This window comes from Streptomyces sp. 35G-GA-8 (assembly GCF_023534745.1).
Lineage (GTDB): Bacteria > Actinomycetota > Actinomycetes > Streptomycetales > Streptomycetaceae > Streptomyces.
Window position 1 is genome coordinate 468,220 of the sequence record NZ_JAMHJQ010000001.1, and the last position, 12,788, is coordinate 481,007.

At 71.4% G+C, this 12,788-nt stretch carries 11 protein-coding genes; 2 read left to right on the plus strand and 9 right to left on the minus strand.

Annotated elements, in window-relative coordinates; all coding sequences use genetic code 11:
- Positions 1-36: 36 nt before the first annotated feature.
- Complete coding sequence (locus tag M1203_RS02025) at positions 37-690, minus strand: hypothetical protein (RefSeq protein WP_249947688.1); 654 nt, start codon at positions 688-690, stop codon at positions 37-39.
- Between the two features lie 109 nt (positions 691-799).
- Here M1203_RS02025 and M1203_RS02030 point away from each other — a divergent pair, with 109 nt between their 5' ends.
- On the plus strand, positions 800-1,444 hold the full coding sequence (locus tag M1203_RS02030) for a TetR/AcrR family transcriptional regulator (protein ID WP_249947689.1): 645 nt from the start codon (positions 800-802) through the stop codon (positions 1,442-1,444).
- Positions 1,445-1,488: 44 nt separating this feature from the next.
- On the opposite strand, the gene M1203_RS02035 is transcribed toward M1203_RS02030, so the two are convergent.
- The 6 genes from M1203_RS02035 to M1203_RS02060 all read right to left on the minus strand — a co-directional run bounded on the left by M1203_RS02035 (position 1,489) and on the right by M1203_RS02060 (position 9,569).
- On the minus strand, positions 1,489-2,556 hold the full coding sequence (locus M1203_RS02035) for a hypothetical protein (RefSeq protein WP_249947690.1): 1,068 nt from the start codon (positions 2,554-2,556) through the stop codon (positions 1,489-1,491).
- A 28-nt stretch (positions 2,557-2,584) separates the two neighbouring features.
- Complete coding sequence (locus M1203_RS02040) at positions 2,585-3,865, minus strand: TRAP transporter large permease subunit (protein WP_249947691.1); 1,281 nt, start codon at positions 3,863-3,865, stop codon at positions 2,585-2,587.
- A gap of 4 nt (positions 3,866-3,869) precedes the next feature.
- A complete protein-coding gene (locus tag M1203_RS02045) occupies positions 3,870-4,490 on the minus strand; it encodes a hypothetical protein (protein WP_249947692.1) in 621 nt (206 codons plus the stop codon).
- Positions 4,487-6,616, minus strand: a complete 2,130-nt coding sequence (locus M1203_RS02050) for a hydantoinase/oxoprolinase family protein (protein WP_249947693.1) — start codon at positions 6,614-6,616, stop codon at positions 4,487-4,489. The genes M1203_RS02045 and M1203_RS02050 overlap by 4 nt, the downstream gene beginning before the upstream one ends.
- A gap of 108 nt (positions 6,617-6,724) precedes the next feature.
- Complete coding sequence (locus tag M1203_RS02055; RefSeq protein WP_249947694.1) at positions 6,725-8,338, minus strand: FAD-dependent oxidoreductase; 1,614 nt, start codon at positions 8,336-8,338, stop codon at positions 6,725-6,727.
- 130 nt (positions 8,339-8,468) lie between these two features.
- Positions 8,469-9,569: a LacI family DNA-binding transcriptional regulator gene (locus M1203_RS02060; protein WP_249947695.1), complete on the minus strand. Its 1,101-nt coding sequence runs from the start codon at positions 9,567-9,569 to the stop codon at positions 8,469-8,471.
- 286 nt (positions 9,570-9,855) lie between these two features.
- Between M1203_RS02060 and M1203_RS02065 the strand changes: the two genes are divergently transcribed.
- A complete protein-coding gene (locus tag M1203_RS02065) occupies positions 9,856-10,851 on the plus strand; it encodes an alpha/beta hydrolase family protein (RefSeq protein ID WP_249947696.1) in 996 nt (331 codons plus the stop codon).
- Positions 10,852-10,894: 43 nt separating this feature from the next.
- Here the strand turns inward: M1203_RS02065 and M1203_RS02070 are convergent, their stop codons facing one another.
- Both M1203_RS02070 and M1203_RS02075 read right to left on the minus strand, forming a co-directional pair.
- Complete coding sequence (locus tag M1203_RS02070; protein ID WP_249947697.1) at positions 10,895-11,473, minus strand: hypothetical protein; 579 nt, start codon at positions 11,471-11,473, stop codon at positions 10,895-10,897.
- Entirely contained in the window at positions 11,470-12,663 is a 1,194-nt protein-coding gene (locus M1203_RS02075) for an ROK family glucokinase (RefSeq protein ID WP_249947698.1), read from the minus strand. The genes M1203_RS02070 and M1203_RS02075 overlap by 4 nt, the downstream gene beginning before the upstream one ends.
- Between the last annotated feature and the right edge of the window lie 125 nt (positions 12,664-12,788).

Here is a 12,788-nt window from a genome sequence, read left to right on the forward strand (position 1 = left end):
GCCAGGTCTGCCGGTCCGCAGGAGCCCGGAGGGGCACTAGTTCGCCGCGCCGTCGAGCAGCCAGTGGTAGCACAGTCGAAGCGCTCGCTCCATGCTGCCCATCGCCGCCGCGGCCCCGAGTGTGACGTTGAGCCATAGCGGAAGGTGGATCGGCGACTCGAAGCTCCCGACGCGTGAGGCGATGGGAGGTATCCGGGAGAGCGGTTCAGCGATCTGTACGACGAGAAGACCGGCACCAATGAGGAGCGCCACAAGGGAGCAGAGGCCGATCCAGCGGCTCAGGGTCGGGTGGTCGCGGTCGAGGCGGGCGCGGCGGCCCTCGGCGGAGGCAGGGTCCGGGACGAGCTGGTGCTCGGTACCCGCGGTGGTGACGTAGTGGCAGCGTTTGATCCCGAAGCCGCTCATCGCCACCTCGATCGTGCCGTCCGGCACGGGGAAGGCGGCGGGGATCCTGGATTCGGCGTGGAGCCTGCCGTCGAGGTACAGATGCGCCCTGACGTTGCCGGAGCTCTGGTTCTGCCAGTGCCGGACATCGATCGCGTATATCGTCCGACGCCCGTCGTGCCGCGTCAGAGGAAGATGGAACAGCGCGCGGCCCGGCAACTGCCACCAGCGAAAACGTCGCAGGGGCCGCCCGTCCCCCGGTCGCACGCGCTTCGCGGCTCGACGCCGCCGCCGCTCCTCGAACATCCCTCAGCCCCCTGGCGCTCGGCCGCATCCCGCACTAGCACGCTGTACTAGTGGCCCGAGGGCTAAAGTATCACGGCGTACTAGTACGGCGTGATGAGAGGCAGCGGCAGTGGCAGAGAAGGCAGCGGCGGAGAAGAAGGAGAGCGCCGGCACGCGGGACAGGATCCTCGCGGCGGCCGCCGCGATGATCGGAGAGGACCCCTCGGTCAATCTGAGTGTGCGGGCGGTCGCGGCGCGGGCCGGGGTGAGCACCGGATCTCTCAGACACTTCTTCCCGACGCAGCGCGAACTGCGGGACGCGGTGCTGGCCGTCATCTATGACCACGTGGTCTCCGAGGACGGGATCCACGACCGTTCGGTACCGGCACGGGACCGGCTGGTGAACTGCCTCCGGCAGGTGCTCGCGCCCGCCGGAGTGGGCGAACAGGCACGGGAGGCATGGGGCAGGCTCTTCGAGACCTTCATCGCCCCCGAGCCGACCGACGAGGTGCGCGCCGCGTATCTCGCCATGGACCTGGAAGGGCAACGCCGTATCGAGTCCTGGCTGGCGATCCTCACGCGGGAAGGCGCGCTGGCCGCGGGCGAGAACACCCGGCGCGCGAGATTCCTGATGACCGTCCTCAACGGACTCGCGACCGAGAGGGCGTTGCCCGCCGAGCAGTCGATCCTGCGATCCGAGACGGAAACCTTGTACATGGCCGTCGACTGCGTCCTCGCCCACACCGGTGGTCCCGCGGCCACCGCTGGTCTCTGACCGGGCCGGACGGGCCGCACCGCGGCCCGTCCGGCGCCGGGCGGTCAGCCGCGTGCGACCGCGATGGAGCCCTGAAGACGCTCGCCCGCCTCATAGATCATGTACGGCACCCCCCGGTCGGTTCCGAAGCTCGGCGAGGCACTGCGCCCGTTGTCCGGCGCGCTGTTGGCCGAGTCGTAGAAGAGACCGAGGTGATCACGGCGGCTGAAGTCATTGCCGACCTCGGTGATCAGCAGATTGCCGCCGTTCTCCTTGCTGGTGTTGTAGACGACATACGTACTGCCGTTACGGCTCAGCAGGTGCGGTCCCCCGATGTTGTTCGCCCCGACGTCGGAGTGGCGGACGAGCGGCTGCTGGTCGAACGTCCAGTCACGGCCGTCCTTCGACCAACCCCAGGCGATATCACGGTGGTTGGACTGGTTGTTGAGCATGAAGAGCATCACGTAGCGCGCGTCGCGCGAGGGCAGGTCGTGCCGGAACACGCGCGCGTACGAGGTCTCGCTGCTGCCCGCGGGCATCATCGCGGTGGTGAGCACCACCTTGTCGTAGGTGAAGGTGATGCCGTCCTTGGAACGGGCGAGGCGGGTCGTGCCGTTCTCGCCGTGGAAGTAGAGCCACAGCTCCCTGACATCCTCGTTCCACAGGACGTGCGGCGAGGCGACATGGGAGACCTTGTAGTGCGGCTGCCAGTTGTTGGAGACGATCGGGTTCGCGGTGTACTCGGTGAACGGCCCCTCCAGCGAGTCGCCGTAGGCCAGGCAGATACCGCCGGGCGCGTCGTGCGGGCCGTAGTAGAGGTAGTAACGGCCGAGCGGGTTCGCCAACTTGTCGTAGACGCCCCGGACACACGGGAAGATGATCTCGCCGGTGGGGTTGTACTTCAGCTGAGAGGGCGTCAGAAGCGTCTTCAGATAGCGGTAGTCGGGGAATCCGCCGGGCGCCGCCGCCAGGGCGGGGGCCGCGGCCGGGGTCGCTGCGGCGGCCGCGGCGGCGCCGGCCGTCGCGCCGGTGGCCAGCACGCCGGAGGTCACGGCGGCGGTGGCCGCCGCCGCCCGCAGGAAGATCCGGCGGCCGGGGTTCCGCGGCTGGTCGTGCGCGTCGTGCTGTGTCATGTCGTTCTCCGTCCCGGGAGTTGAGAGATCACAGATAGGTGGCGGCGGTGACGCAGAATCCGCCGAGGGCGACGGCCCACACGTACGGCAAGGTCCGCAGCATCACCTGCTGCGGGGTGACCCCCGCGTACTGCGCGCTCCACACGGTCTGGGTGCTCGTCGGGTCCGCCACCCCGAAGACCTGGTTGTACGAGGTGGCCAGGCCGAGCACCGCGACGGCCGGGTAGATGCCGGCGGCGATGAGGACACCGGCGATGCCCGCGCCGAGGCCGTAGACGTTCAGCGGACCCCGGTAGAGGCAGAGCGGCACGAGCAGGGTGAAGACCGCGACGAACAGCACCGGATTCTGCGGGCTGACCGCCTTGATCAGCGGCTCCAGCGCCGCCACGGCGCCGGGCAGCTTCACCGCGGCGAGCAGGATGCCGATCGCGATGAAGAGCACGATCGGCGCCGCCGCGATCTCGAAGGAGCCGTACAGGGTGCGCAGCAGCCGTTTGCTCATCTCGCCCGGCCGGGTGGTGGTGACCAGCGCGTACAGGACGCCGGCCAGCATCGACGGCAGGATCGCGACATCGAGACCGAGGGCGAGGATCAGCGGTACGAGCGGGGTGAGCAGCGCGTACCAGGGGGCGTCGCCGAGCTGCTTACGGCGCGACGTGGGCTTCGCGGAAGCGGACGTGAGCGACCACGCGTGTTCGACCCCGCGTCGTCGCGTCTCGACGAGGACGAAGAGAACGGCGGCGGCCAGGGCGAAGGGGAACAGCTTCATCATGAAGCCGCGCACGGTGTCCACGGGCAGTTCGAGCGCGGTGGAGAAGAACTGCCAGATCGGCAGCTCGAAGGGCATACCGGCGGCGATGCCCATCAGGATCGTGCCGGCGGCGGTGACCTTGGGGATACCGACGGCGATCATGGCGGGGATGCCGATGATGCCGGCCAGCATCGCGGCGGGCGCCGAGCCCGTGACCGTACCGACGAGGGTGGCGACGGCGAGGACGCCGAGCGCGACCACGACCGGCCGGTCGCCGCCGAACTCCACGATCTTGCGGACGAGGGTGCCCGCGATGCCGGTCTCGTCGAGGAGCCTGCCGAGCCAGGAGCCCAGCAGGATCGCGATCATCGTGGCGGCGAGGGTCGGCGCACCCGCCTGGACGACCGTGTCCAGGACGCTGTTCTCGCCGGTCAGCGGGGCGTCGGCGAGGAAGGCGATGACGATCGCCAGGATGACGAGGGCGAAGGCGGTGGGGAGTCTGCGGGTGAGCATCGCGGCGACACCGGCCGCCATGACAAGAAGGATGACGACGCCCATGGCGTTACTTCTCTCTTCCGTGCGGGGAGCCTTGCCGCCCGTCGGCGGCGGTGGCCAGGGCGGCCGTCAGCAGGAGCGGGCTGCGGCCGAGGCCGCAGACCGTGCGGGCGTGGGCGTGGGCGGCGATCTCCTCGGCGCCCGCGACATGGCCGTACAGGCGATGGCGTCCCGCGCGCAGGACGACATGGCCGAGGGACCGCTTCAGGGCCGTCTTCTCCGGTCCGTGGTGGAGCTGTTCGTGCACGGCCTCGTGCGCGATCGCCGCCGCCCGTATCGACCCGGCCGGATACCAGTGGCGCCAGCCGAGGCGGTCGATCAGCTCGTCGGCGAGGGCCAGGGTGTCGGTGAACAGCTCGACGGCCGGGACCGGCCTGGAGGTGTAGCGGGCGAGGAGGCCCTTCGCCAGGCCGTCGCCGCTCTCCACGATCCGGGGAGTCCGGGCGACGGGGGCGAGTGCGGCGCCGAACTCGTCGGCGGTACGCGCCCATTGGCGCAGCTGGGCGGGGTCGCGGCGCTCGTGCGTCGGGGTGTTCGCGAGCAGCCGGACGCCGAACTCGATGTCGTCGGTCGCCGCGAGTGTCCCGATCGCCGTGAGCGCGTCGCGGTCGAGCAGGGCGACGGTCATGAGCGCACCTCCAGCACGGCGATGACCGGCTCGTCGGCGGCGCGTGCGCGCAGTTCGCTGCGGGCGAGTGCGAGCAGCGGCTGCGGGTCGAGTACGCCGGAGAGATCGGCGATCCGGGAGCCGAGGAGCAGCCGCAGGGCGGGGGCACGGACACCGCCGTCGCCGTACGACGTGGCCTCCCGCACCAGGTCGGCGAGGACTTCGGGCGCGCGGCCGACGGTGGTGGCCGCGACACGGGCGTCCGGCGCGTGGAGCCGTACGACCCCGTCGGCGTCCACGACGCGCACCGGGTGGCGGTCCGGGCGGAACCTGCGGTGCACGTCCGTGCCGTACACGGTGTGCGCGGGGGTGCCCGCGAGGACGCGCACCGACGCCGGGTCGGTCTTGAGGCTGTCGGCGGCGGCGCGCAGCCGGTCGGACTCGTCCGCCCGGTGGGCGCGGTCCTGCGTCCGCAGTTCGGTGGCCCCGGTCGCGACGGCCCGTACGGTGCTGGTCTGCGGGTCGACGGTGACCTCCACCTCGACGCCGTCGGCTGCCGCGCCCTGGGCGACGACGGCGGCCTCGGCCTCGGCCCGTACGGCGAGGATCTGTTCCTGGCCGGCGCTGGGGATGATGCGTTCGACCTGCTCGCGGATGAGGGCGAGGGCGACACCGATGGGGCTGATGACCTCACTGTGGCGCGCGATCCTGCCCTCCTGTCCGGTGACGGCCGCGAGGTGCGGGGTGACGGCGGCCGCGCCTCCGCCACCGCCGACGAGCACGGCGGTGTCCTTGTCCAGGCGGTAGTCCCGGATCATCGCGTCGACCACGGACTTCACCTGGTCGGTGCCGGCGTCCAGGACACGGGCCGCCGCCGTGGCGACATCCGTGCCGAGCTCGGCGGCCAGGGGCGCCATCGCGGCCTCGGCCACGGCCGGGTCGCAGTGGGCGAAGTCCCCTTCGGGTACCCGGCCCAGCGCGTTGGCCGCGCAGGTCATGGTGATCGCGAAGCGCCCGCCGGCGGCGTCGAGCACCGCGTAGTCCGCCGGGTCGTCGTCCATCGGCCGGACCGTGCTGACCTTGGCGTCCCGCAGGTCGTCCAGGGTCGCGAAGCAGGCGTACGGCAACCCCGCGATATGCGCGCTGCGCGGTCCCGCGCCGGTGACCCTGCCGCCGCCGATGCGGACCATCGAGCCGCCGCCGACACCGACGGTCCTGACGTCGAGCGCCGACAGGTAGGACGTCTTGCCGAGGATGGTGGCGTGCCGGACGGCGACCTTGCCGCGCCGTACGACGCTGATGTCGGTGGATGTGCCGCCGGTCTCCAGGAACAGGCCATCGCTGACGCGCTCCTGCATGAGCGCGCCGGCGACACCCGCCGCCGGTCCCGACAGCACGGTGAGCAGCGGCCTGCGCCGCATCTCGTCCAGCGACATCACTCCCCCGTCGCAGCGCATCACCATCAGTGGCGCGCTCACGCCCGCCTTGGTGATCGACGCGTCGACGAGGTCGGCGGTGGCGAGCATGCGCGGCAGGATCGCGGCGTTCACGACGGCGGTCCTGGTCCGTTTGTGGAGCCCGTACAGCGAGGTGATCTCGTGCGCGGCGGTCGTCGGCACTCCGCGCTCCTTGGCCACCGCGACGACCGCGTCCTCGCCTTCGGGGCGGTCGACGCTGAACGGCTGGCTGACGACGACGACTTGGGCCCCTTCCCGGACGACCGCGTCGACGGCGGCACCTACGGCGGGCGCGTCGTCCGGGTCGGCGACATGGGCGTAGGCGAGCGGTAGCCGCTTGCCGGGGGTGAGTTCGAGCTTCCGGAAGGCGGCGAGCCGCCGGGTGAACCCGGCGCTCGGACCGGCGCCGACACCGATCAGGCCGACGGTGGCGACGTCGCCCTCCAGCAGGGCATTGGTAGCCTGGGTGGTGCCGTGGGCCAGGAAGGCCACGTCCTGCGGGGCGTGTCCGGTCTGCTCCAGCAGACGGTCGAGAGCTTCCACGATGCCGTGGGCGACGCCGTCCTCGTGATGGTGGCTGGTGGGGACCTTCACCTGCCCCAGGAGTCGCAGGGTCGTGGCGTCTACGGCCACGGCGTCGGTGAAGGTTCCGCCCACGTCGATGCCGACGCGGATGCGGTGGGTGTTCATGGCTTGGGCACCTCCTTGTGCACAGAGTTGGTACGGCGTGGTCGGTAGGCCGGGCGGGGCAGGTGGAGCTGCTTCCGCCCGGCTGTTCCGTCCCGGTGTCGCCGGGTGTCAGTAGCCGCGTACGTCGGGCCAGTGGCGCTGAACTCCTTCGCGGTCGAGCAGCCGGGCGAATTGGTCGAACCGCTTGTCCTCGGCCTGGACCTGGCGCGGTTCGACGCCTTCGGCGACGCAGTGCGCGGCCAGCGCGCCCGCGACCTCGCCGATGTTCCACTCCACCGGGTGGAGCCGGTAGCAGCCGTTGGTGATGTGGGTGGTGCCGATGTTCTTTGCGGCGGGCAGCAGATTGCGGACGCGGCGCGGTACGAGGGCGCCGAGGGGGATCTCGAAGGGCACGGAGCCGATGTCGATGTAGTTGTCGCCGCCGGTCGAGGGGTGCAGGTCGATGCGGTAGTTGCCGACGCCGACGGAGTCCCGGTAGCGGGTGCCTCCGTAGGGGCCGACGAGGTCGATCGCGACATCGTGCTCGGTGACGGTGGTGACGGCCTTGATACGGCGTGACTCGCGTACGTACGGCGCCTTGGCGAGCCCGTCGGGCGTGCCGGTGACATCGGGGCGCAGCCGGAGTCCGGGGAATCCCGTGCCGCCGTCGGCACGCGGTGCCTCGGTCTGGAGCCAGTACAGGACGGAGAGCGAGAGCTGGCGTGCCTCGGCGAGCGCGGCGGCCGACGTCTCCTCTCCGGCGCCGATCAGGGGCTTCAACCAGTAGTCGTTGAGCGGCCAGTTGACGAGGGTGATGTCGGAGTCGAAGGCGCCCGGCCGGTGCAGCTTGCGGGCCAGGATCCGGCGGAAGCCGAACAGTTCCTTGTCGCCCGCGTCGGCCGACTGGTCGGCGGTGACATCGAGCGGGTCGAGGTCCGGGTTGGGGACGAAGGTGCGCGGTACGGCCTCCAGGGTGCGGGGGTCGGGCGCGAGGAAACCGAGCAGCGGTCCCGGCCAGAAGTCCGGCCGGTAGGCGCGCCAGAAGTCGTAGTCGGCCGGCCGGTCGATGGTGTGGTCCTCGCCCTCGTGGTGGGAGAGCGCGAAACACACCGTGATGCCCTGCTGGTTGAGGGGCGCCGCCTCCTCGGGGGCGTGCGGCTCGCCGAACTCGCTCCGCGCCTCGGCGCCGATCGTGTGCTCGACCCCGGCGAGTTCGAGCAGTTCGCCGGTCTCCGTGGCGTCGATGACGTAACGGGCACTGATCGTACGACGGCTGCCGTCCCGCAGGTCGGTGAGCGTGACGGACCGTACGGTGTCGTCGTCGCCCGACTCGGCGGCGACCGGGCGGTGTTCGGTCAGGAGCGTGAGCCGGCCCGCGGAGCGGTGCGGAGCGAGCATCGCCTCCAGGACGGCGAGGGCGACGCGCGGCTCGTGGCAGAGCTTGCTGACGCGGCCCGCGCCCGGGTTGAGATCGGTGAGGGCCAGCGCCTCGGAGCGCAGCGGATACCACTGGCGGTAGTGGTCCCTGATGGACTCGCGCAGCGTGCGGTACGAGGCTGTGGTGCCGAACTGCTCCACCCACGGGTGCTCGTCCGGCGGGACGGCCTGGGAGGTGAGCTGGCCGCCGATCCAGTCCGTCTCCTCGGTGAGGACGACGGTGCGTCCGGCCCGGCAGGCGGCGAGGGCGGCGGCCACGCCGCCGAGCCCGGAGCCCACGATGAGGATGTCGGGTGCGGATGTCACGGATCTCCTTGAAGTGCTGTGTGTGCTCGGTGCGGTTGGCGCTTGGTTCGCGATGGGTGGTGCGCGGGTGGTGCGGGCGTCCGGCCCCCTCCGGCGGCGGGCCGGTGCCGGACGGTTCGGCGGTCAGCGGTCAGCGGTGGACGGGTGGCGGGCCCGCCGTCGTACCGGGCCGGAAGGCACAGGCCACCAGCGGTTCCACCGCCTGCTCCCCCGCCACCAGTGCGGCGAGCATCCGCACGGCGGCGGCGCCCAACTGCGGCCGGGGGATGTCGAATCCGGTGGGCGTGGGTCCGTCCGACAGATCCGGCGGCGGGCTGCCGAGCAGCGCGAGTGACGCGTCGCGCGGGCAGTCGATGCCCACGAAGTGCGCGGCGCCGTGCAGCGCGCGCCAGGCGTCGCCGGTATCGGTCTCCTCGGCGACGAACGCGGTGACACCGTCGTCGAGCCAGCCGCGCAGCCGCTCGGCGGTGAGGTCGTGCTCCGGGTCGGCGGAGCGGAAGACGGCGGCCGGGCCGGCGGGCAGGCCGGCCTCCTCCAGGCCCTTGAGGAAGCCGTGTTCACGGTCGGTGGACGCGGCGGCCTCGTCGTCCTCCCGTACCAGCACGATCCGCCGGTGGCCGAGCCCGGCGAGATGCGCGACGACCTCCTTGGCGGCGCTGACGTAGTCGGCGCCGACCCACGCCAGTCCCTCCAGCTCGTCCCTGCGTCCGAGGTGGACCACGGGGAAGCCGTCGGCGACCAGGCGCAGCAGTTCGTCGGCGGGCGCGTGGCGGCCGAGGAAGAGGCAGCCGTCGGCGAGCCGTACCCGGTTGAGGGCGCCCGGTCCCGCGGCCCCCGCGCCGCCCGTGCTGGAGCCGGTGAAGAGCACCAGGTCGTAGCCGCGTGCGGCGGCTTCCCGCTCGACGCCGACGAGGAACGGGTAGTACGAGTGCTGCACGTCGGTCGGGAAGGTGGACGTGAAGCTGAAGACCCCGAGCAGATTGTTGCGCGCGGCGGCGAGCCGGCTGGCCGCCGGGTCGGGGACGTAGCCAAGGCTGCGTACGGCGTCGAGCACCTTCCGCCGGGTCTCCTCGGAGATCGTCGCGCCCTGCTTCCTGGCCCCGAGCACCAGCGAGACCGTGGCCTGCGAGACCCCGGCGAGCCTGGCGACCTCGGCCTGGCGCGGTCGGGACGTGCGGCCCGTGGGTGCGGGGGTCCGGCCGGGCCGGGCCCGCTTCCTGGGTTCCTCCACCGTGTTCCTCCGGATCGTTAATGCGCATTAGTAATGCGCATTAACGAGTAATGTGGACCTCCGGCGCGCGCCGGTCAAGAGTTCGCCCGATACTTCTTCCGCGACCGCCGGGCGCCGCCCTTCCCTCGGCATCAGCGGGAAGGCACGCACGAACATGGGTCACGCGTTCGAGGTCGAAGCGGCTGGTTGTGGAGGTCTTCCGGGGACTGACGGGTAGTTCGCGGCCATGACAAGCGGGCTCGCTACGCTGCGGCGATTCGTGGAACTCCGTGACCGGGAGAGAGACTTGAGCAAGCACCGCCTCAACCGCCGCACCTTCCTCAAAGCCGCCGGTGGAGTCACCGCGGCCACCGCACTGAGCGGTGGGTCCTTAGCGGCGACCGCGTCGGCGGCCGAAATCGCCGGCGACGGCTTCGGGCTGACCATCAAGGAGCGCAACGAGAACGACCCCCGCATGTGGTACTACCGGTTCGCGACCAGCGCGATCGGCTGGAACCCCGCCGTCAACGTCCTGCTGCCCGACGACTACCACACCGGCGGACGCACCTACCCCGTCCTCTACCTGTTCCACGGCGGCGGTCCCGGCCAGGACTTCATCACCTTCGACCGCGACCTCAGGATCCGTGACCTGACCGCCGGAAAGCCGCTCATCGTCGTGATGCCCGACGGCGGACAGGCGGGCTGGTACTCCAACCCCGTCAACTCCAACACCGGCCCCCGGAACTGGGAGACCTTCCACATCGAGCAGTTGCTCCGCTGGATCGACGCGAACTTCCGGACGTACGCGGAGTACGACGGCCGCGCCGTCTCCGGGTTCTCGATGGGCGGCTTCGGCGCGCTGAAGTACGCGGCCAAGTACTACGGGCACTTCGCCTCCGTGAGCGCCCACTCCGGCCCGCCCAGCCTGCGCCGCGACGACGGCGCGGTCGCCCACTGGGCCAACGTGACCTCCGCGGCCCTGGACCTGGCCGGCGGCTCGATCTACGGCATGCCCCTGTGGGACGAGGCCAGGGTCACCGCCGACAACCCGGTCCAGAACATCGAGCGCTATCGCGACAAGCGCGTCTATCTGGTGGCCGGTACCAGCCCCGACCCGATCAACTGGTTCGACACGTTGAACGAGGGCCATGTACTCGCGGGCCAGCGCGAGTTCCGGGACCTTCTCGGCCGTGCCGGCATCCCGCACGAGTGGCGCGAGGAACCCGGCGGACACTTCGTACGCCCCGAGCGGCTGACGGACGACATCAACGGAGTCATCGCCCGGCTGCGCAAGGCGGCGTAGTCCGCCTCCGGCAGTCGCCGGGCCCGGCCGGGCCCGGCGGCCGTCAGGGAGTCGTGGTGGAGACGACGTACACCCGGGGGAAGCCCGGTTCCGTCAGGTCCACCACGACGTCCTGACTGGGCCGCGGGCTCTTCTGCTGATGGCTGGTGCCCGCCCAGTCGTGGCCCGGGAGGTCGAAGTTCCAGCCGACCGTGGTGCGGTCGCGCGGCGTGATCGTGATGGCGCCGTCCTTGAGCGCGGAGCGGCTGGTGCCCATCTCGGTCAGGAACGTGTCGAGCCGTCCCGAGGTGACATCGAACTGGACATACAGCCGGCTGGTCTTCCAGTTGCTCGTCTCGAAGTAGCGCACGTTGGTGGCGCCCAGCGGTATCGGCACCTCGAAGATGCGGCGCTTCATCTTGGACGGGCGCAGCTCCTGGAGACCGGTGGCCGAGGACTCGGCCTCCTTGTTCCGGCCGCTGTCGCGGCTCTGCCCGGCCGAGATGACCAGATAGCCGGCCGGGATGCCGATCAGCAGGACGATGACGATGGCCGTCAGCCAGCGGCGGCGGTTGCGGTGCCCGCGGTCCTCGGGCGGCTTGCCGCCCTCGTCGCGCACCGGCACGGGTAGCTCGATGGTCATGAGGGCGGTTCCTGGGTCGTACGGGGTTCCTGGGTCGTACGGGTTTCCTGCGTCGGGCGGGCGGTGCGGATGGCCTGGGCGTATCTCTCGTACCGCTCGTGGCGCTCCACCCGGCGGCGGTTGGCGCGGCGGAAGCGGCGGGCCACCAGCCGGGCGAGATCGGCGGCGCCGACCATGCCCGCCTCGGGGCCGAGCAGCGCCCTGGTGATCCGGGCCTCGGGGCGGTAGCCGCGGCCGGTGAGATGGCGGCGGAAGGCGTCACGGGCGGGGCCGATCAGCAGATCGTCGGCGGCGCTGACCCCGCCGCCGATGACGAAGCAGGACGGGTCGAGCGCGGCGGCGAGGTTGGCGATGCCGACACCGAGCCACTGGCCGATGTCCTGGAACAGCTCGATGCACATGGCATCGCCCTCGCGGGCGAGTTCGGTGATCAGCGGTCCCGTGATGTCATGGACGTTGCCCTTGACCCGGTCGATGATGTTGTACGCGACAGGCGAGTCGGCGGCGGCCAGCTCCCTGGCCTCCCGCACGAGGGCGTTGCCGGAGCTGTACTGCTCCCAGCAGCCGCGGTTGCCGCACGGGCAGCGGTGGCCGCCGGGCACGACCTGCATATGGCCGAACTCACCGGCGACGCCGAACTTGCCGCGCTTGACCCGGCCGTCCTCCAGGATGGCGCCGCCGATACCGGTGCCGAGCGTGATCATGACGAGATGGTCCTCGCCGCGCCCGGCGCCGAAGCGCCACTCCGCCCAGGCCGCGGCATTGGCGTCGTTGTCGACCATCACGGGGACGGCGAGCCGTGAGGAGATCGCGTCCCTGAGGGGTTCGTCGCGCCAGGCGAGGTGCGGCGCGAACAGCACCCGGGACCGGTCGGCGTCGACCCAGCCGGCCGCGCCGATGCCGACGGCGTGCACATCGTGCCGGTCGGAGAGATCGAGGACCAGCTCGACGATGGTGTCCTCGACGACCCGGGGGCTCTTGGACTTGTCCGGCGTCTCGGTCCTGAGCTTCTCCAGGATGTTGCCGTCAGGATCGACGACGCCGGCCATCACCTTCGTACCGCCGATGTCGATGCCGACGGTCGGGACCCGGGGCGCGGTGAGGAGAGAGCGGCGCTCACGGGTGCCGGCGGTCCGCAGAACGGTGGCGCGGGCGGTGCCGCGGTGTGCGAAGTCGCGGTAGGTGCTCATCGGCCCGGCTCCCCGGCCTCGTCCGTCGGCGCGAGCGGCTCCGGTTCGCCGTGCCGGGTGAGTGGGCGGCTGCGTACGCGCACGAGTCGTGTCGTCCCTGCGGGGTCGGGAGCCGCCGGGCCCGG